Annotated in this window: 16 protein-coding genes; 6 read left to right on the top strand and 10 right to left on the bottom strand. The window is 59.8% G+C overall.

Annotated elements, in window-relative coordinates; all coding sequences use genetic code 11:
• Nucleotides 1-12: 12 nt before the first annotated feature.
• Complete coding sequence (locus tag OHL16_RS15910) at nucleotides 13-846, bottom strand: PP2C family protein-serine/threonine phosphatase (protein ID WP_263368169.1); 834 nt, start codon at nucleotides 844-846, stop codon at nucleotides 13-15.
• A gap of 88 nt (nucleotides 847-934) precedes the next feature.
• Here OHL16_RS15910 and OHL16_RS15905 point away from each other — a divergent pair, with 88 nt between their 5' ends.
• Entirely contained in the window at nucleotides 935-1,783 is an 849-nt protein-coding gene (locus OHL16_RS15905) for a DNA-methyltransferase (RefSeq protein WP_263368168.1), read from the top strand.
• 274 nt (nucleotides 1,784-2,057) lie between these two features.
• Here OHL16_RS15905 and OHL16_RS15900 read toward each other — a convergent pair whose 3' ends face one another.
• The 3 genes from OHL16_RS15900 to OHL16_RS15890 all read right to left on the bottom strand — a co-directional run bounded on the left by OHL16_RS15900 (nucleotide 2,058) and on the right by OHL16_RS15890 (nucleotide 4,662).
• Nucleotides 2,058-2,483: a DUF4870 domain-containing protein gene (locus tag OHL16_RS15900; protein ID WP_263368167.1), complete on the bottom strand. Its 426-nt coding sequence runs from the start codon at nucleotides 2,481-2,483 to the stop codon at nucleotides 2,058-2,060.
• A 231-nt stretch (nucleotides 2,484-2,714) separates the two neighbouring features.
• Nucleotides 2,715-3,632 (bottom strand): metallophosphoesterase family protein, encoded by a 918-nt coding sequence (locus OHL16_RS15895; RefSeq protein WP_263368166.1) that lies wholly within the window; start codon nucleotides 3,630-3,632, stop codon nucleotides 2,715-2,717.
• Nucleotides 3,633-3,792: 160 nt separating this feature from the next.
• Nucleotides 3,793-4,662, bottom strand: a complete 870-nt coding sequence (locus tag OHL16_RS15890) for an alpha/beta fold hydrolase (RefSeq protein ID WP_263368165.1) — start codon at nucleotides 4,660-4,662, stop codon at nucleotides 3,793-3,795.
• Nucleotides 4,663-5,100: 438 nt separating this feature from the next.
• Here OHL16_RS15890 and OHL16_RS15885 point away from each other — a divergent pair, with 438 nt between their 5' ends.
• The 3 genes from OHL16_RS15885 to mqnC are packed head-to-tail and all read left to right on the top strand — an operon-like array spanning nucleotide 5,101 to nucleotide 7,022.
• On the top strand, nucleotides 5,101-5,577 hold the full coding sequence (locus OHL16_RS15885) for a vitamin K epoxide reductase family protein (protein ID WP_263368164.1): 477 nt from the start codon (nucleotides 5,101-5,103) through the stop codon (nucleotides 5,575-5,577).
• Complete coding sequence (locus tag OHL16_RS15880) at nucleotides 5,567-5,959, top strand: hypothetical protein (protein ID WP_263368163.1); 393 nt, start codon at nucleotides 5,567-5,569, stop codon at nucleotides 5,957-5,959. The genes OHL16_RS15885 and OHL16_RS15880 overlap by 11 nt, the downstream gene beginning before the upstream one ends.
• A gap of 16 nt (nucleotides 5,960-5,975) precedes the next feature.
• Nucleotides 5,976-7,022, top strand: coding sequence for a cyclic dehypoxanthinyl futalosine synthase (gene mqnC, locus OHL16_RS15875; protein ID WP_263368162.1), 1,047 nt, complete (start codon nucleotides 5,976-5,978; stop codon nucleotides 7,020-7,022).
• Here the strand turns inward: mqnC and OHL16_RS15870 are convergent.
• A complete protein-coding gene (locus OHL16_RS15870; RefSeq protein WP_263368161.1) occupies nucleotides 7,019-7,438 on the bottom strand; it encodes a nuclear transport factor 2 family protein in 420 nt (139 codons plus the stop codon). The two genes, mqnC and OHL16_RS15870, sit on opposite strands and share 4 nt — an antisense overlap.
• Before the next feature lie 133 nt (nucleotides 7,439-7,571).
• On the opposite strand from OHL16_RS15870, the gene OHL16_RS15865 reads away from it, so the two are divergent.
• Nucleotides 7,572-9,188 carry a cellulose synthase family protein gene (locus OHL16_RS15865; protein WP_263368160.1) on the top strand — a complete coding sequence of 539 codons (1,617 nt, stop codon included), beginning with the start codon at nucleotides 7,572-7,574 and terminating at the stop codon, nucleotides 9,186-9,188.
• 11 nt (nucleotides 9,189-9,199) lie between these two features.
• Complete coding sequence (locus tag OHL16_RS15860; protein WP_396127207.1) at nucleotides 9,200-10,567, top strand: aminopeptidase P N-terminal domain-containing protein; 1,368 nt, start codon at nucleotides 9,200-9,202, stop codon at nucleotides 10,565-10,567.
• A gap of 86 nt (nucleotides 10,568-10,653) precedes the next feature.
• On the opposite strand, the gene OHL16_RS15855 is transcribed toward OHL16_RS15860, so the two are convergent.
• From OHL16_RS15855 to mreD, 5 genes are all read right to left on the bottom strand, one after another.
• A complete protein-coding gene (locus tag OHL16_RS15855; protein ID WP_263368158.1) occupies nucleotides 10,654-11,631 on the bottom strand; it encodes an outer membrane beta-barrel protein in 978 nt (325 codons plus the stop codon).
• Nucleotides 11,632-11,862: 231 nt separating this feature from the next.
• Nucleotides 11,863-15,129, bottom strand: coding sequence for an Rne/Rng family ribonuclease (locus OHL16_RS15850; protein ID WP_263368157.1), 3,267 nt, complete (start codon nucleotides 15,127-15,129; stop codon nucleotides 11,863-11,865).
• A gap of 560 nt (nucleotides 15,130-15,689) precedes the next feature.
• Nucleotides 15,690-16,790 (bottom strand): rod shape-determining protein RodA, encoded by a 1,101-nt coding sequence (gene rodA / locus OHL16_RS15845; protein WP_263368156.1) that lies wholly within the window; start codon nucleotides 16,788-16,790, stop codon nucleotides 15,690-15,692.
• Between the two features lie 30 nt (nucleotides 16,791-16,820).
• Nucleotides 16,821-18,746 carry a penicillin-binding protein 2 gene (mrdA, locus tag OHL16_RS15840; protein ID WP_263368155.1) on the bottom strand — a complete coding sequence of 642 codons (1,926 nt, stop codon included), beginning with the start codon at nucleotides 18,744-18,746 and terminating at the stop codon, nucleotides 16,821-16,823.
• A gap of 45 nt (nucleotides 18,747-18,791) precedes the next feature.
• Nucleotides 18,792-19,316, bottom strand: coding sequence for a rod shape-determining protein MreD (gene mreD / locus OHL16_RS15835; RefSeq protein WP_263368154.1), 525 nt, complete (start codon nucleotides 19,314-19,316; stop codon nucleotides 18,792-18,794).
• Between the last annotated feature and the right edge of the window lie 3 nt (nucleotides 19,317-19,319).

Genomic DNA, 19,319 nt, shown 5'->3' with positions numbered 1-19,319 from the left:
GCTCAATTTCTTCTATTCAGGGTTGAGCGCGACCAGCAGCACGGTGACATTATCGTTGCCTCCGTGGGCATTGGCTGCGCTCACCAACGCCTTGCACGCGGCATTCAGACTCGTCTGGGTCGCCGACTCTGGCATGCCCGCAAGAATCGAGTCGATTGCCTCATCGTTCAGTTCGCGATTCAGGCCGTCGGACGCAAGCAGGTAGATGTCACCCGGAAGCGGATTGAAGCCCTGAATCTCCGCCTCGACGGTCGGAAAGGAGCCGACGGCCCGGGTGATGAAATTGCGCATGGGCGACCCTGCCGCCTGCTCCGGGGTAATCTGCCCGGCCCGGACCTGCTCCGCAACCAGTGAATGATCGGAGGTGAGCTGATACAGCTTGCCGCGCCGCCTGAGATAACACCGGCTGTCCCCCACGTGCGCGAGCCATAGCGTGGGAGGATCGCTTGCGCGCGAGTTCGTGTGATTGATCGCCGAACGCTTTCCTCCTTGGCCACTGGGGCCATTGGAGATCGGAGCGTGCAACAGACCAACCAGCGTCGTCCCCATGCCGGCCAGTTGCGGCGAGTGGCGGGCCTGCCGGTAGACAGCCTGATTGGCGGCCTGCACCGCCGCATTCAGCCGCGTCTGCACACGCTGAGCCCCGTTCGACGTCTCTGGTGTGAGATGGGCCAGGAAGGTCTCAGCCGCAAGGTGGCTGGCGATCTCGCCGCCGGCGGCGCCACCCATTCCATCACAGATGACAAACGCGCCCTGCGAAGGCGATGCCGCGCACGCATCCTCGTTGATGCGTCGTACACGGCCGCGATGAGAGAGCATTGCGTAGATGAGCTTGTTTGCTGCCACAAGGGCCCCAGAAAATCGTCCGCAGAAAACAATACACGGTCAGGCGCCGCAGACCAAGAGGCGTTAGTGTTAGGAGGAGAGGAGAAGGATGAACCATAGTAGCAACCGAATCATCCGGGGCGACAATCTCGAAGTCCTGAGCAATCTGGAGACGGATTCCATCGCTTTGATCTACGTCGATCCGCCGTTTAACACCGGCAAACGCCAGACGCGCAAACAAATGAAGACCATACGGGACGCATCCGGCGACCGGGTCGGCTTTGGCGGACACCGCTATCGAACGGAGCTGGTCGAAGACGGCCGCAGGGGTTACGGCGACAGCTTCGAAGACTTCCTCGGCTTCCTGCGTCCGCGCATGGAGCAGGCTCATCGCATACTCACCTCTACTGGCAGCCTCTTCTTCCACATCGACTACCGCGAGGTTCACTACTGCAAAGTGATGCTCGACCAGATCTTCGGGCGCGAGTCTTTTCAGAACGAGATCATCTGGGCCTATGACTACGGCGCTCGCGCCAAGAAGCGCTGGCCAGCCAAGCACGACAACATTCTCTGGTACACAAAAGACCCCAAGCGCTACACCTTCAACCTGAGCGAGTGCGACCGCATCCCCTACATGGCTCCAGGGCTGGTGGGCGAAGAGAAGGCCGCGCGAGGCAAGACCCCGACCGATGTCTGGTGGCACACCATCGTCTCCCCAACGGGAAAAGAGAAGACAGGCTATGCGACACAGAAACCGCTGGGCATCCTCGAACGCATCGTCAAAGTGCACTCCAACCCAGGCGATACTGTGCTGGACTTCTTCGCGGGAAGCGGAACCACTGGCGAGGCAGCAGCAAAGAACGGAAGGAAATTCCTACTGGTCGATGAGAGCCCAGAGGCAGTCACGGTGATGAAGCAGCGGCTGGGAAGATATACCTCCAGCCGCGAAGGCAAGTAGACGAGGAGTCGGGTAGTGTCTCAGTTTGAGGATTCAGAGCGTTATTGTGGCGCGTCCAGTTCTTTCGAGCTGTCGGTTGATTTCGACGTACTCCGATCCGCAAAAGCCCCATCTCGTACAGATTGTCTCGGCAAACCATCTTTCCGGTATCGATTTCCGTTGAAGTTCACCACGATGGAAGACTGAGTATGTCCCATCGGGATCGCGCACAAATTCCCAAGTATTTGGCTTCATAAGAACACCACCAGGAGTCGCCGCCGCTCGAGTCGCGCGGCTAACCGCGCGCCTGTTTCTCAGCGAAGTCGCCGATGACTGGCAGCTTGTACCACTCGCCCTTGCTGGCCTTGAGGATCACGACGACCCAGGCGATGAATATCGCAAGGCCAACGAGCATATTGAGCGCGCCGAACAACATCCAGCTGAGCGGGATGAAGTGCAGGAAGCTCTCAAAAATCGCCAGAGCGATCTGCACGACAACCGACGCCACGCAGAAGGCGATGGACTGGAAGGAATGGAACCGAACAAGCGGAATCTTGTTGTAAGGCTCCAGCACGAGGAAGATGATCGCCGGAATAATCGTGACATAGGCGAGGGCCGCGGCAACATTGTCCGAGAGTCCGGACGAAGCGTGCGGAGCCGGAGGAATATAGGCAGGTGGTGGAGCTTGGGGTGGAATCGGGTTCTGCGTAGGATCAGACATGGATAGTCTCCTCAGCTTCGCGAACTGAAAGGCCCGGGGAACACAGACGCGGGCGACGACACCGCGAAAGCGCTCATAAGGATAACCGGGATTTCGCAAAGATCAACCCGCTTTTTCCATGTAAATCGCGCAGGCTGTCCACTTCGGAAGAAAATGGCTCCGATGTGTTCCGCCTGAGAAGAAAGCGCTGCGGCGGATCCCTTGTCGCCGCATCTGTTGACTTACCGCCTCTTAGCTGGCAACCGCCTTGAAGCCATACGTTTCATACCGTGTTGTCAGCCTGCCGTTGGCGACTGTCGCAACGGTAAAGCCCTCGGGTGTTCCCATGCGCGCCCCCTTCCACCAGTTGCCGCACACCGCGCCACTAGTGATGTAAGGCACGCCCTTCCACTCCACCAGCTCGTTGATATGGGTATGCCCCTGCAGTACCCCGAGCACATTGTGCCCCGCAAACAGATCGAGAACCTGATTCGCATTAGCGACCGTAAGCGAGTGGTGCGCGGAAGAAGTCGACTGCTCCGGAACGTAGGACGCGAAGGCCGAGACCAGAGGAATGTGCACCGAGACGATAATGGGCGTCCCGGCCGGCAACGCGGCAAGGTCAGCCGCCAGCCACTGGAGTTGCGCGTCATCGACACGCCCCTCATAGGCGTGGTCCGGCGTGATGCCGATCGAGTCCAGCACGACGAAGTGGTGCCCCTTGTGATCGAACGAGTAGTACAGCTTGCCGAAGCGCTCCTCAAAAAGCTTCTTGCCATACAGCGGATCGGTCGCCGGTACACCGCTCGACGCGTAGATGCCGAGGACGTCATGGTTGCCGATGGTGTGGTGGACCTTCAGGCCAAGGTCCTGCTCAGTCTTTTCGTAGAGATCAAAGAGCGACAGTGCCCGTTGCTTGGGCACGCCGAGCGAGTCGAAGACATGATCGCCGCCGTTGATCGCGAAGTCGGCCTTGAACGTGCGAGCCTTCTTCATCGCCATATCGGTCCCGACAACGCCATTGAGTTCAGGCTGCAGATGCGCATCGGTGATAAAGAGGAACGAGAACGGCTCCTCCGTCTCTGCCGCAGCAGCGAAGAGAGAACGTGGCGCAGCCGCGGCAACACCCGTGGCCCCAAGCATTGTGAGAAACTGGCGGCGAGTCGTCATGCAACGATTCTATGTCCGGCGAGTCAAAGTACGAAGAATACTCACAGGTAGAATGAACCGATGAAGTATCTGATGGCTTTGCGGGCAGTGGCAGGAATTGTTGTGTCTTCGATGGCCCTGCACGTTCACTACTCCGAAGATCGCCAGTCCACCCCCTGAGTTATTCTCCTAGCTCTAGGGGCGCGCCATTGGTTTTGAGATGGTTCAGGATGAGCCCGCTGATTCTATCCGGTGCTTCTTCCAGGAGCCAATGAGAGCAGCCCTCTAGCACTTCGAATTGGTAAGCGGCATCGACGTAATCGGCGGTTCTGGTCGCTGCCGTTCTTCCAAGCGCCATGTCTTGGCTTCCCCAGATATAGAGAGTAGGAACTTTGACTTTGCCGACCCGAGCATTGAGATCGAGAGCACGATACCAATTTAGAACAGATGTCAGCGCACCAGTTTCGGAGAGACGGCGTACATTGTTGGAGACCTGCACGTCAGGCACCTTACCTTGGTAGACGCCACGAAGTCGCTCGGCGTCGTTATTCAGAAAGTAAGACTCGGCGACATTACAGGGCATTTTGAAGAAATCGATATATTGCGACCGTGCCTTCTGGTCTGGGTCATTTGCAATCGCTTCGCAAAATGAATCGATATGCGCAGTGGATAGTACCGAAACTGATCGAACGCGATCGGGGTGTTCAGCTGCCAATTTCCAAGCCAGAAAACCTCCCCAGTCGTGGCCGACAAGATGAAACGATGCAGCACCTAAGATGTCGGCTAGTGCCAGCACATCCGAGGTCAAGTGAACCACATCATAGTTCTCTACATGGGGCGGACGAGCCTCAGCACAGTAACCCCTCTGATCAAACGCGACAGAATGAAAACCGTTCGCTGCCAAAGTCGCCATAAGGCCTGACCAAACGTCCCCAAACTGCGGAAAACCGTGTAGAAGCAACACAACATCGCCATTTTCAGGGCCTGTGGAGAGCGTATTAAACGAAAGCCCATTGAGTGCGACACTACCTGCCTTTAGACCGCAATTCATCTCTGCTCTCCTGAATGAGAAAATCCGAAGTCAAGAAATCGCACTTTCTCGGAAGAAAGCGCGCAAACAGTAATAACTTGCCTGAACCTTAAGATTGCCCTGATTAGGAAACCAACCTCATCTTCGAGTCTGTCAAGCCCCAAAACCCGTTTGAGAAGTCGCAGCTTCACCGCAAGCTAAACAAAACAAAAATCTTACGCCACAAAAATAAATCTCCCCAAAGTGGCATATTAGTTTTGTTCCACTTGCTACAATAAAAACAGCGATAGAGCGAAATCAGGCCGGACGAGTGTCCGGCCTAACTATTTTAGAATCAATATTTTGCGGATAAACCATTTAGATGGAATATTTTGCAGGCCAAGCCCGAATCTAACTCTCATAAAATGAATATTTTGCGCAAAACAGGGGGGAGGGGGTACCACTCGGTAGAATGGTGCGATGAAGTACCTGATCGCTCTGCTCGCGGTGGCCGGAATTGTCGTCTCCTCCATGGCCCTGCACGTTCACAACATGGACCCGTCTCAGGCTCCCCCATGCGCGGTGACAGAGAAGTTCGACTGCGGCGCTGTCAACCACAGCCGCTTCGCCGTCTTTCCTCCACGGACCTTCGACGAAGACCCGAGAGCCGGCCACCACCTGCCCGTCGCTGCGCTTGGGATCGCCGGCTACGCTCTCATCGCCTTGCTGGCGCTTGCCGGGCGTTGGTGGCTGCTCTTCGAGGCCGCGCAGATCGGCTTCTTCTTCGCTGCATTCCTGAGCTACATCGAGGCATACATTCTGGAGAAGTGGTGCATCTACTGTCTCTGGTCACAGGGGATCATCACGACGATTCTGCTGCTGACCATCGCAGCTCTGATCATGCGCTGGCGGACCGAGAACAGGCCCGCGGCGGTGAGGTCAACTCATGTGGCCTAAGGTCCTGATGCAGTTGTTCGAGCTGCTCCCTCACATCACACGGCTGGTCCCAATCGCCGACAAATATCTCTCCCACCGCACCGCCGCCGAGAAGGCCAACGAGGCCGCGCTCGCTGCAATGGCCGAAGGCGTCCGCGGTGACCTGGGACAGGTCACCAAGGCCCACGCCGGGCTCTACCGCCAGCTTCAGGAGCAGGGCAACCAGATCGCCGAATTGAGCGAAGACATAAAGCACGTCCGGCTTGTCATCGAGCAGGACGCCCACAAAGTGGAGGCGCTGGAACAGAATCTCGCGTCGGTTCGTCTGTGGCTCAAGGCCGGGGTTTTGCTGGTTCTCGTCCTGCTCGCCATGGTGATCTGGCTGCTGGCCCGTCCCCACTAGGGCGTAAGATATCGGTATGGGTATTAGCCGCCAGCAAGCGCTCGACTGCTTCAACAGTGACGACCTGATCGGAATCGGCATGGAGGCCGATGCGATCCGCCGCCGTCTGCACCCCGAAGGCGTAGTCACTTACATCATCGATCGCAATATCAATTACACGAACTTCTGCACCGAGTACTGCACCTTCTGCGCCTTCTACCGGCCGCTTAAGGGGAAGCTGGCCTCCGAGGGCTACATCCTCGACTTCGAAACCATCTACCAGAAGATCGCCGAGACGCTGGAGATGGGCGGCACCGGCGTGCTGATGCAGGGCGGCCTCCATCCCGACCTCAAGATCGACTGGTTCGAGCGGCTCTTCCGCGGAATCAGGGAGCGCTTCCCCTCCATCTGGCTGCACTGCCTCAGCGCGAGCGAGATCCTCGCCATCGCCGGGTACTCTGAGTTGTCCCTGCGTGACACAATCATGCGTCTGCGCGACGCAGGACTGCAGTCCATCCCCGGCGGCGGCGCCGAGATTCTCGACGACGAGGTTCGTCACCGCATCGCACGGCTCAAATGCAAGACCGAGGACTGGGTCTCCGTCCATCGCACCGCCCACGAGTTGGGCATGCGCACCACCGCCACGATGATGTTCGGCGTCGGCGAGACCCTCGAGCAGCGCGTCAACCACTTCGACGTCGTCCGCCGCCTGCAGGAAGAGACTGGCGGCTTCACCGCCTTCATCCCCTGGACCTTTCAGCCGCACAATACGGCCCTTGGTGGTCGCGGGTGGGACGAGGCAACCTCGGTCGAGTACCTCAAGACGCTGGCCATCTCGCGCATGTACCTCGACAACATCGAGAACGTGCAGTCAAGCTGGGTCACCCAGGGCCTCAAGGTGCTGCAGATGGGTCTGCGCTTCGGCGGCAACGACGTCGGCTCAGTCATGCTCGAGGAAAACGTCGTCAAGGCAGCCGGAACGTCGAACTGCACCACGGAAGAAGAACTGCGGCGCATCATCCGCGACGCAGGCTTCAAGCCGGTGCAGCGAGATACGCTCTATAGGACGATGTTCCTGAACTAGAAGGTGTCGAAGCAGTCGTAGTTTCGCTGGCGCAGGATCTTGCCATCCTGAAATTCAAAGATGAATGCGCATTGAGCGCGCATCTCGGCGCCCGGCTGAAGATGGCCGACTGCCATCGCGAGCCTGCCTGTCCAAACAACCTCGACGGCAACCATGTCCCCTTCTGCAACAGACGACTGCACATCGTATTGCTGCGAGGCCATGATCTGCCGGCCGCGCTCGTAGGCCAGCTGGATCTCTGCCAGGCCGCCTCGACCGCCATGCGGCTTGAGGCGGTTGGGCATCTCCTCCTGAACCACGAGTGGGGAAAAGAAGCTGAGGAGATCTTCGACAGGGACGTTGGATGAGATGGCCTTGAGATATCGGCGGACCGACGCGAGATTGTCGTTCGCGGACACGGGGAGATTATAGGACACCGGGCGGCACTCTCTCCTTGTGGCTCTGTTCGCCGGAGTATCGCGTAAAATCGGTTCGATAGATGTAAACCATTGCCGGAGCAGTAATCTGTCCTCTTCCCTTCAATTCCTGACGACCAACCTTGGTCTACTGATGGCGCCGCACGGCCTCGGCCACTACTGGCGGTCGCACTACATGGACAAGACCTTCCAGGGGCTCTACCGCTGGAACGCCTTCGACACGGCGATGCTGATTCCCTACTTCATCGTCATGGTGATCCTCGCCTTCTATGGCATACATCGCTACCAGCTCGTCTGGCTCTACTTCAAGAACAAGAAGAACGAAGCCAAATGGAATGAGCCGCCGGCGCGCTTTCCCGAGGGCGAGCTACCCTTTGTCACCATTCAGCTTCCCATCTTCAACGAGCAGTTCGTCATCGACCGCCTCATCGACGCTTGCTGCCGCCTGAACTATCCCCGCGACCGCTTCGAGATCCAGGTGCTCGACGACTCCACCGACGAGACGACGGTGGTCGCACAGCAGATCGTCGAGCGCTACGCCCGCGGCTTCGCCGGCATGGACCCGCAGCCGATCACCTACATTCACCGCACCAATCGCTACGGCTTCAAAGCCGGAGCCCTGGACGCCGGGCTCAAGGTTGCGCGCGGAGAATTCGTGGCCATCTTCGACGCCGACTTCGTTCCTCCGCACGAGTGGGTCATGCAGGTCATCCATCACTTCGCGGAGCCCGAGATCGGCATGGTGCAAACGCGCTGGACGCACCTGAACCGCGACTACAGCTTCCTTACCCAGGTTGAGGCCATCCTTCTCGACGGCCACTTCGTCCTCGAGCACGGCGGACGCGCCCGCGCCGGGGTCTTCTTCAACTTCAACGGCACCGCCGGTATGTGGCGGAGCGAGGCCATCGGAAGCGCAGGCGGCTGGCAGCACGACACCCTCACCGAGGATACCGACCTCAGTTACCGCGCCCAGATGGTCGGCTGGAAGTTCAAATACCTGCAGGACGTCGAGTGCCCGGCTGAACTGCCCATTGAGATGACGGCCTTCAAGACCCAGCAGGCGCGCTGGGCCAAGGGCCTCATTCAGACCGGCAAGAAGATCCTGCCGCGCGTCCTCAAGAGCGACACGCCGTGGCATACCAAGCTCGAGGCCTGGTACCACCTCACGGCGAATATCAGCTATCCGCTGATGATCATCCTCAGCGTTCTGCTCATGCCGGCCATGGTCATCCGCAGTTGGCAGGGCCTCCTGCAGATGCTCCTGATTGACCTGCCCCTCTTCATGGCGAGCACGATGTCGATCTCCTCGTTCTACCTCGTCAGCCAGAAGGAACTCTTCCCCAGGAGCTGGGGCAAGACCCTCCTCTACATCCCCGTCCTCATGGCCCTCGGCGTAGGCCTCACCATCACGAACGCTAAGGCCGTGATGGAAGCCCTCTTCGGCGTCCAGTCTGCCTTCGCGCGCACGCCAAAGTATCGCGTCAAGCAGAAGGGCGAGAAAAGCCAGGCGAAGAAGTACAGAAAGCGCCTCGGCATCATTCCGTGGATCGAGCTGGCCATCGGCTGCTACTTCGCCCTCACCGTCTGGTATGCAATCTCGACGGAGAACTTCTTCACCGTGCCGTTCCTCGTTCTCTTCGTCCTCGGCTACTGGTACACCGGACTGCTCAGCCTGCTGCAGGGACGCTTCGAACGCTTCGGAACCGCCGGACAGGAGATGCACGAAAAGCCTTATCCAATAGGAATCTGAAAGGAATGCCCGTGCGATCGCTACGAATTTTGATGCTGGCCTGCTGTTTTACGAGCATGGCCGCCCACGCCCTCGACTCGGTCCCCAAGTCCGAGTACCACCAGCGCCGCGTCGCGCTCGCCACCGAGATGAAGAGTAGCGGCGTCGCCGTGCTCTTCGCGGCTGAGGAGCCAGTCCTGGACTTCATGCCCTACCGCCAGGACGAGGACTTCTACTACCTCAGCGGATGGAACGAGCCCGGCGCTGCGATGGTCATCATTCCCGCAGCCGAGGCCGTCGCCGAAACGCCGGGCACCGCGCTCGGCGGCCGCGCCGCGCAGGCCTACCGCGAGATTCTCTTCCTCCCCACGCGTAACCCGCGCACCGAGAAGTACACCGGCACCAAGATGGACGCGAACACGCCAGGCGTGGCCGCCTCCACGGGCTTCGACGAAGTATTGCCAATGACTGCTCTGCCCGAGGTGTTGAACAAGCTTGTGGCAGGCGATCGTCAGCGCATGCGCCACATCTTCACGCAGAGAGACTCTCCGCATGCCCACGCCCTCGCCGAGTTCACCGCAGCGACGCTCGGCATGGGAGCGACACCCGACACCCACGATGTCGCCGATCTGACGACTCCGCTGCGCGCCATTAAGTCTCCCGCTGAGATCGATCTGCTCCGCAAGGCTTCAAATGCCTCCATCGCAGCGCAGTTCGCCGAGATGAAGGCCATCCACCCAGGTGTCACCGAGCGCAAGGTCGCCGGCGTCATCATCGAAAAGCTGATGGAAGAAGGTTGCGAACGCGTAAGTTACGCGCCCATCGTAGGCTCGGGCAAAAACTCCGCCACGCTCCACTACGGTGACAACTCCGCGACCATGAAGTCCGGCGACGTCGTGCTGATCGACGCAGCGGGCGAGTACAGCATGTACGCCAGCGACATCACCCGCACGATGCCGGTCAACGGACACTTCACGCCTCGCCAGCGCGAGCTCTACGACGTCGTCCTCGGCGCACAGCGTGCGGCCGCAGCGGCCTTTGTCGCGGGTAAGTCAAAGATCAACGATCCGCAGCACAAGGAGTCCGACTCGCTCGACCAGGCCGCCTACGCGTACATTAACTCGCACGGCAAGGACCTCCACGGGCAACCGCTCGGCCAGTACATGGTCCACGGCCTCGGCCACCTCGTGGGCATCGACGTCCACGACCCCTGGGACTACACCAAGCCACTCGACAAGGGAATGGTCTTCACCATTGAGCCCGGAATCTATCTTCCGGAGGAAGGCATCGGCATTCGCATCGAGGACGTCTTCTATGTTGATGCCGACGGCAAGCTCGTCGATCTCATCGCGGAACTACCCCATGAGGCCGCCGATGTTGAGGCGGCAATGCGGCATTGAGAGGAAAACGGCTGCGATAGGTTGTGCTCGTAACGCGAAAGGCCCGGCAAATCGCCGGGCCTTTCGCATTTTAGGTAAAAGAAAGATTAGAAGCGAATGCCGAAGGTGACAGGAATGTACGTCGTTGGTGCGCCGGCCTGCGGGAAGGCGTTGAAATAGGAAGTGGTCCCGCTGACATCGTAGGGGCGGCGTTGATTGTTAGTCCAGACGTAGCGGGCTTCCGCATAGAAGCGCTCGCTAGCAAATCGTGACAGTCTATAGGTGAAACCAATTCCACCATTCACCCCGAAAGCATTGCTGGTGTACCAATCAACACGTGCATTGGCCGAGCATAGGTAATAACCGAAGAACGGATCGAAGCACGTGGCAGTCACGGGAGTCGTAAAGCTGGTGTACTTGTGGTAGAAGCCGAGGCCTACTACAACATAAGCTCCCACGGCATCCGACTGATAGACGTTGTATACGGGATTGAGCGTAAATGACCAGTCCTTGACGTAGCCGTCGAGCTGGGTAAGACCGGCACCGAGGCTGTTGTAGAGGGCGAGCTGTTGGTTGAGGGTACTGGTCTGCATGCCGAAGCGGTCGTAGTCGAACTGGAGCAGGACGCCGAATCTCTTATTGAAGTTACGACCGCCCCCCACCTGGAACTTCCAGCTTGTCGTCGCGTAGTTGTGGGTTCCGCCGGTGGGCAGTGTAAAGCCGCCTCCAACAACGACTGTGTACTTGTTGGAACCATCGGAATTGTGCCAGCTGTCGTTGTAGTTCGGGCGGCGGCCATAGCTGCGGCGCGGTGGCGGCTGGTCCTCGCGCCCGCTCAGATTGAAGCGCTCAGCGGCCTCGGTCTCCGCTGCGCCCACGCTGCTGCTGTAATTCAGGTCGCTCGGCGCGGGAAGATCGAGCGGCGCTGTCAGAGAAGCCCTGAGATCAAGAACCTTGTCTTGCGAGTCCGCGGCCTGCGGCTGCTGCGCCTGAAGGCCCAGCGTAACTCCGGATCCAAACAGACAGATGGCCGCTATGCGGGTAATCGTGAAAAACGCGCGGTTCAATTTGACCGTCTTGTGCATACTTCGTAACTCCCCTTGACGATGCGTCTTGCTGTCTCTCTCTAACCCTACTACTCCCTGCTTGTTGTGTAGGAGCTGTGAATACTTGTTTCGGATGACAGGCCACTCCGAAGGCACCCTCCCCCAACAGCCCGAGATGACGAAACACCGCCCAGAACGTCCTTAAAAACTACAGCGGGCATCACACATGATGCCCGCTGCAGTTTGGTCTCTTCGCAAGAGACACGAGGATTAGTGAATGTCGAACTGCTCGGGGTGAAGGCTCGGGTCTGACTTGACCAGAATCGTTTTGCCGACCATCTCCTCCATCTCCTGCAGCCACTTCGTCGATGACTTCAGCTGCTTCACCACATCCGGATGCACGCGCAGCATCACATCGCCGCGGTCAAGATGCTTGGTCATCTTCCGCATCTCGATGTAGATGTCGTTGCATACCGTGACCGGCGACTTCACCATGCCGGTGCCGGTGCAGACGTTGCACGTCGTCGACAGCGTCCGCTCCAGCGACTGCTTCACCCTCTTGCGCGTGATGGCGACCAGTCCAAAATCGTTGAACTGAAGTACCTTCGAGGGAGCCCGGTCGTGCTTCAGCTCCTCTTCGAGTGCGGCCATCACGCGGTTGCGGTTCTTGCGCTCATCCATATCGATGAAGTCGATGATGATGATGCCGCCCAGATCGCGCAGGCGGATCTGCCGCACAATCTCAGGAATCGCATCGAGGTTTGTCTTCACGATCGTATCTTCGAGCCGCGCCGTCTTGCCGACATACTTGCCCGTGTTGATGTCGATCGCGACCAGCGCCTCGGTCTGGTTGATCACAATCGACCCGCCGGATTTCAGCCACACCTTCGAGCGCAGCGCCTTGTTGATCTCCTCGGTGATACCGAACTGCTCAAACAGCGGCATCTCCTTGGTGTAGAGTTTCACGCGACGAATCAGGCTCGGCTGGAAGCGCTGCAGGAAGCGCAGAATGCGCTCGTAATTCTCCTCCGAATCAACCCAGATCGCCGAGAAGTTGTCCGTCACCTGGTCGCGCAGCACGCGCTCGACAAGGTTCAGGTCGTGATAGATCAGCGCCGGGGCCTTCGAGCTGTCCGACCGCTGCTTGATGTCGCTCCACAGATTCAGCAGGAAGCGCAGGTCGCTCCGCAGCTCCTCTTCGCTCGCTCCCGAGGCCGCCGTGCGAACGATAAAGCCGCCCGCCGCATCTCCCTTCTCCGAGAGCAGAATCTCCTTCAGCCGCCGCCGCTCACCATCCGACTCGATCTTGCGTGAGACGCCCGTATGATTCACCGTCGGCATAAACACCAGGAATCGCCCAGGCAAAGCAATGTGCGAGGTGATGCGCGCGCCCTTCTTGGCAATCGGCTCCTTCGCGATCTGTACCAGGACCTCTTGCCCCGGCTTCAGCAGTTCGCTGATCGCCGGCAGATTCGTCGCCTGAACAGAGTTGCGTACTCCGCGGCGATCACGCCCTCCGGTACGCTCACGGTCGCCCGAGCCGTTGTGTCGTCCCCGTCCACGATCGCCACGACGCCCATCGCGCCGTCCACGCCCGCGTCCACGGTCACCCCCACGGTCATAGTCGCGCCGCTCCGCAGGAGCCGCGCCGTCACCCTCGCCCGCCTCGGCGTACCCTTCGCGATCTTCGTCGTGCGCGACTTCGTCTTCAGTCTCGTCGGACTCGTCAAGCTCTTCGCCCTCTTCGACCGCCTCATCCAGAACGTCGTGGTGGCCGTGGATTGAGTCTTCTTCGATGAAGTCATCTTCTTCCTCGTCGCCGTCGCCCACGCGCGTAATCTCGTCGATCGACATCTCGCGGATCATCGAGCCGAGATCGGCCGCGCCCTCAAGCGTCTCCTCTTCGTCGAGATCATCAAGCTCCTCAATCGAGCTGGCGTGAAGCGTCGTCGTCTGAAAGTCCTCCTCCTCGACAATCTCCTCTTCCACTTCCACAACGCCCGTGCCAGGCTCAAACGCCTGCTGGGCGGCCTCTGCCTCAACCAGATCGACAACAGGCGCCTCAGACTCCATCTCGCCGCTCGCATGAAGCGTAGTCACTTCATGGGCTGCCAGCTCGACAACGTGCTCTAAAACGTGCTGCTCTTCAAAGGTCTCTGTAACCGGGACCTCGATAAATGCCGCGTGCACAACCTCCGGCTCAACCTCAATGGACGCACCCTGGCGGAACTCACTCGGAGGAATCGGATCGACACGATAGGAGACCGACGCCTCCTCGGTCGGCTCGTACTCAACCGGTTCGACAACCTCGGGCACCACGGCTGCATGCTCCTGCACCGCTTCCACCGAAACGCTGGCCGCCGGTTCCTCAACGACCGGTTGGCTCTCCTGCCGAGGCTCCGAGCGCCGGTGGCGCGAAAGTGTCTCTCCGGGAAGCACGGAGCCCCCATCCCATCCCGCCGGAATCTCATAGCTGGGCGCGCTGGGCACAATCACAGTGGGAGCAGCCGCCTTCGGAGCCGGCGCTGCCTGCTGCTCTCCACCGCTGCGATACTTCGAGAGCGACTCGCCCGGAAGCACAATCGGCTCATGGGCCGCTTCTGTGCCTTCCTGCGTCCCCTCGTCGGCGGGAGAGTTGCCCACGCCGTAGAACGACGCCCTGGGAGCAAAACCTCGCGGAATGCGTCGGCCTCCACGGTCGCGATCTCGTCCGCCCCGGTCACGATCTCCGCGATTGCGGTCATCTCGTCCGTCGTCTCCACGCGGCCTGCGGCTGAAGCTCTCATGGAATTCGTCCTCAGCCCCGGCAGCGGACTCAGGCGAAGCGGTCTGCTCCGCTGAGCCATCAATTTCAAGGGCCGGTTCATCCGCATCGCCGATCAAGTCAGGCGCAGGGGTCGATTCCGCGCTGCCAGCCTCCTGCCGAGCCTCGTCGCGATTGCCGCCACGTCCACGACGGCGGCCACGACGGCCACGCCAGCGGCGGCCTCCCTCAGGAGCAGCGGCAGCCTCACCGGCTCCCTCTGCGCGCTCGGTCAGCGCCTCGCCCGACTCGGCCTCAGAGGGCTGGGCAAACTCCTCTTCGCCTTGCGGCCCCTGTCCCTCCGGGGTCTGCGAATACTCCGGTATCGCCTGGCGGTTTCCGCCCCGGTCTCTTCGGTCACGACGGCCACGTCCGCCGCGCTCGCGGCCCTCCTCGCCCGTTGTCCCTTCCAGGGTCGCGGGCTCGCGATTGCGGTCGCCACGGCCATCGCGGCGGCCGGAGCGCTGTCCGTCGCCGTTGCCCTCGAAGTCGGCCGAGTCTCCGGCCTCCTCCATAAAGTCCGTGATGTACAGGAATGCATCGCGGTCCAGTCCTATGTCCACAAAGCTGGACTGCATACCGGGCAGCACGCGGGTTACGCGGCCTTTGTAGATCGACCCGGCCAAGGTGTATTCGTTCTCTCGCTCGTAATAGATCTCAGCGAGTGCGTCGTCTTCGACGATTGCAAGCCGCGTCTCATGCGGCGTGCTGGAGATATAGATTTCCTTCGACATTGCTTCTGCTCTTTCTGCCCGATCCCCATTTGTGAGAATCGCGGCGGCAGACGAGGCAGAGAGACGATCGGAGAGCTAGTTAACGCTCACCCGGGGGTGCGGACAGGATGCAGGATGCGAAAGCTCGAGGAAGCGATGACCGACGCGAAGTGTAGGAGTACAACTCAACCCGGGCGCGCGCTGAATCAGCGGGCGGAACACTGCAGATATCGGGACCATCAGAGAAACCTTCGAGGCACTGCTGCAGGCATGCGGACTTGGTGACCAGAACAACCTCAAAATCAATCATTTGAGGCGGGGCCGTTTGCCATCCGGATGCTCTCATTTACCTGAAACCTGTCCGGCCAACGGGATCGATGTCTCTCGCCTGGCCGGCCTTTTCTTCAAATCTTGTTGCCGCTGTCTGGCGCCCTGCGCCTGAAGTAGCGGGATGGAACACTGACGTGGCATCTACAGCCTGTCAGGTTCTGTCTCTAGTATTGCACTAAAGCCTCAGCAGCGGCCAGCCCGGAGAAACATTATTTCCTTGAGACACTTAGCCGCCAACCCCACCAGTCCGGCTAGTTCACAAACCGTCTCATCCGGATGTTCATCACGATCCCGAAAGCCAGGAAAGTAAAGAAGATCGACGATCCCCCATAGCTCATCAGCGGAAGCGGAATTCCAGTCACCGGCATCAACCCAACGACCATCCCCACGTTGACCGCAATCTGGAAGATGATCACCGCCACGATCCCCATCACGATATATGCCCCTGGCAGGTCCGAGGCCGTCTGCGCATTCTGGATTAGCCGCATCAGGATCAAAAAGTACAGCAGCAGCACTCCAAGCGCGCCAACAAAACCATGCTCCTCGCAGAAGGCCGCAAAGATGAAGTCCGTGTAGGGGATGGGCAGAAAGTCGCCCTGCGTCTGCGTGCCTTTATTCGCTCCCTTGCCCCAGATCCCCCCGGAGCCCACAGCAATCAGTGACTGCCGTATCTGGTAGCCGGAACCTTTCGGGTCGGAGTCGGGATCGATGAACGCATTGATGCGCGCCTGCTGGTAGGGCTTCAGCCGCTTGCCGCTCTTCCACGCAAGCCCGCCCACCAGCGCGAGCGCCAGAAGAATGATTCCGACCTGACGCAGACGAATCCCACCCAGAAACAGCCCGCAGACCATCACTGGGAAATACGTCAGGGCTGTACCAAGGTCCGGCTGGGTAAGCACCAGCACCATCGGGATTCCCACCAGGGCAAACGCCTTCCCGATATCGACCCACGTCAGCTCCTTGCCGCTCAGGTTCCAGAAGTACCGCGCCACCGCGATGATCAGCACCAACTTCACCCACTCCGACGGCTGAAAGTGAACGCCGCCGCCCAGGTTGATCCACCGTCTCGCGCCAAGGACCTTCTGCCCGGCGACTTTTACCACCAGCAGAGAAAGAATGCTGATTCCGTACGCCCACGGCACAATATCCAGCAGTCGATGGTAGTCGATCATGGAGATCAGAAACATCAGCACAAGGCCGGCGGCCAGAAACTCGATCTGCTTCTGATCGAACCCATGGAACTTCGTATGCAATGTCGCCGACTTGATCTCAAGCACGCTGATGACCGACAACACCATCACAAAGGCGAGTAGAACCCAGTCAAAATCGCGGTAGGAGGAGAGACGCTGCATGTTTGTCGCTAGTTTAGCCTCAGTTAAGCCTTAGTTCGTGGTGTCCTTTTGAGGTGCAGGCGTCGGCTCTGCCGTTGCCGTCTGCGTTACCGTGGGAGTCTCCGCGATCCGCAGATTGTTCGCCCGCTTCCGCTGCTTTTCTACGAACGCATTGATCACCTGCGCGGCGACGGGCGCGGAGCCGGCCCCCCATCCGCCGTGCTCCCACAGCACCGCAACGACAATGTCTGGGTTTCGCCGCGGCGCCATACCGACGAACCATGCGTTGGCGCGCTCTTTTCCAGTTCCCAGGCTGGTCATGCCTGCGCTGTGGCTCACAACCTGCGCCGTGCCGGTCTTTCCCGCAAAGTCGATACCTTCCAGATGCGCCGGGGCCGCCGTCCCGCTGATCGTCGTCTGAGCCATGGCATCGGTGATCAACTGCCAGTTTGCCGTCGAGAGCTGAACCGTCTTATCGCCCGACCCCGGAAACGTCTCGTGAACCGCCTGAAGCTCCTCAGCCGGCACCTCATCCGGAAACACCAGATGCGGCCTGCGCAGAGCGCCTCCCGAAGCAATCCCCCCGATCGCCCGCGCCAGTTGGATCGGAGTCACCGCCACCGCGCCCTGCCCGATCCCCACCGAGATCACCTCGCCGGCATACCACTTCTCATGGAAGTTTTTCATCTTCCACGCCGTCGAAGGCATCGTGCCCGTAACCTCATCCGGCAGGTCAACTCCGGTCCGCTGCGAGAGACCAAGGTCGGTCGCATACTTCGAAATCGTATCGATCCCCAACTTGTTCGCGAGCGTGTAGTAGAACGTATCGCACGACCACGGAATCGCATGCTCGATATCCACCATGCCGTGACGTTTATCGCAGGCAAAGAAGTGTCCGTAGAAAGATGCCCCGCCGCTGCACATCACATGCATGTCCTGTGCCGCATTCTCCTGCAGTCCTGCATACGACATGATGATCTTGAACGTCGATCCCGGAGCCAACTGCGCCTGAATCGCCTTATCCAGCAGCGGATGGTCCGGGTTGTTGATGATCTCGTTCCAGTAGCTCTTCGAGACTCGCACGGAAAACTGGTTCGGATCGAACGTCGGCCGCGACACCAGCGCCAGAATCTCCCCCGTGTGCGGATCGAGCGCCACCATCGCCCCGGTCTTGCCCTCCATCGCCTTCTCGGCCGCCATCTGGACATCGAGGTCGATCGTCAGCTTCAGGTCCTGCCCGGGCTGGGCCAGCGTCTGCCCCAGGTGTCCGATCTCCTTGCCGTGCGAGTTCACGATCACATCGCGGCTGCCATCGACCCCGCGCAGCAGAGCGTCGTAGGTCTCCTCCACGCCCGACTTCCCCACCACATCGCCGGGCTGGTAGAAGGCATACTTCGGCTTGTTCAGGTCGTCCTCGGAGATCTCACCCACATATCCGATCAGGTGAGCCGCAAAGCCGTCTCGCGGATACAGCCGCCGCTGCTCATCCAGCGTCTCCAGCTCCGGAAGCTCCGACGTGTGCGCCGCAATGAACGCCTGCTCGTCCGGCGTGATGTCCTGCTTCAGCGGAATCGGCTGATACTTCGGCGCGCTCTGGTAGTGCCGCAGTGCTGCCAGAATCTGTTCCTCCGGAATGTGCAACCCCTGCGAAATCAGCGGCAGGTCCGCGTTCAGGTCCTTCACCTGCTCCCGCAGCAGAAAGCACGAGACCGAAGGATAGTTGTCCACCAGCAGCCGCCCCTCGCGGTCAAACAGCCTCCCCCGCGGAGCCAGTACCGGGACCTTGCGGACGCGGTTCGCCTCAGCCAGCGCGCGAAAGTTGTCCGCTCCCAGCACCTGCAGCCGCCACAGCCCGGCGCTCAACACCACCAGCACCAGCGCCACCAGGTACTGCGCCGCGTTCAGCTTGTTCGCAGGAAGCTTCTCGGCCTTGCCGTTCGCTCCAACCTGCTCTTCGTATTGGGGAGCCAGTTCCATCCAGCCTTTAGTCTACGTACGTCTGTTCGACGTACCAAAATCCCCTTAGTCAATGCGCCTTGTTCGATCCAGCAGCAAAAATAACGGCACCGCGACCAGCGTATTCACCAGCGCGCGGAGCAACTCATGCAGCCAGAGGAGGTGAAAGTCCGCGTTGTCCAGCAACCGGCGGTTGATCAGAAACAACAGCACGCTGTTCAGAAGCGAAAATCCAAAGTTGATCAGCACCCGGGTCGTCAGGTTCTCCACATCCACCTGCACGCCGATGCTCGCCGCGATGTACCCGATCACCGACTTCGCCATTCCGTTCACGCCAATCGGCTGAGCGGTCAGCGCATCCTGCAACAACCCGATCAGCATCCCCGTCAGCGTCCCGGCCATCGGGTTGCGCCGAGAGACCGCAAAGAAGATTGCCACCAGCAGCGGAAGATCGACGATCCCCATCCGCCACGAGAGCTTCGTAATCAGTACCTGCAGCAGAATCGCTGCCACCGGAACCAGCAGCGTGACCGCTGGCGGGAAGCTGTGCTCCTCGAGTTCTCTGCGTGACGTATAGCTGAGGCTGGGCATCGT

The sequence above is a fragment of the Edaphobacter bradus genome, assembly GCF_025685645.1.
In the GTDB taxonomy this organism is placed as follows: Bacteria; Acidobacteriota; Terriglobia; order Terriglobales; family Acidobacteriaceae; genus Edaphobacter; species Edaphobacter bradus.
The sequence above is the reverse complement of the archived record's forward strand: the minus strand, read 5'-3'. Positions and strand labels throughout refer to the sequence as shown.

Coding starts and splice junctions, on each gene's coding strand:
- OHL16_RS15880 (WP_263368163.1), top strand. CDS start 5,567: ATGTGGCCTAAGGTCCTGATGCAGTTGTTCGAGCTGCTCCCTCACATC.
- OHL16_RS15855 (WP_263368158.1), bottom strand. CDS start 11,631: ATGCACAAGACGGTCAAATTGAACCGCGCGTTTTTCACGATTACCCGC.
- rodA (WP_263368156.1), bottom strand. CDS start 16,790: ATGCAGCGTCTCTCCTCCTACCGCGATTTTGACTGGGTTCTACTCGCC.
- mreD (WP_263368154.1), bottom strand. CDS start 19,316: ATGCCCAGCCTCAGCTATACGTCACGCAGAGAACTCGAGGAGCACAGC.
- OHL16_RS15895 (WP_263368166.1), bottom strand. CDS start 3,632: ATGACGACTCGCCGCCAGTTTCTCACAATGCTTGGGGCCACGGGTGTT.
- mrdA (WP_263368155.1), bottom strand. CDS start 18,746: ATGGAACTGGCTCCCCAATACGAAGAGCAGGTTGGAGCGAACGGCAAG.
- OHL16_RS15890 (WP_263368165.1), bottom strand. CDS start 4,662: ATGAATTGCGGTCTAAAGGCAGGTAGTGTCGCACTCAATGGGCTTTCG.
- OHL16_RS15865 (WP_263368160.1), top strand. CDS start 7,572: ATGGCGCCGCACGGCCTCGGCCACTACTGGCGGTCGCACTACATGGAC.
- OHL16_RS15885 (WP_263368164.1), top strand. CDS start 5,101: ATGAAGTACCTGATCGCTCTGCTCGCGGTGGCCGGAATTGTCGTCTCC.
- OHL16_RS15905 (WP_263368168.1), top strand. CDS start 935: ATGAACCATAGTAGCAACCGAATCATCCGGGGCGACAATCTCGAAGTC.
- OHL16_RS15850 (WP_263368157.1), bottom strand. CDS start 15,129: ATGTCGAAGGAAATCTATATCTCCAGCACGCCGCATGAGACGCGGCTT.
- mqnC (WP_263368162.1), top strand. CDS start 5,976: ATGGGTATTAGCCGCCAGCAAGCGCTCGACTGCTTCAACAGTGACGAC.
- OHL16_RS15900 (WP_263368167.1), bottom strand. CDS start 2,483: ATGTCTGATCCTACGCAGAACCCGATTCCACCCCAAGCTCCACCACCT.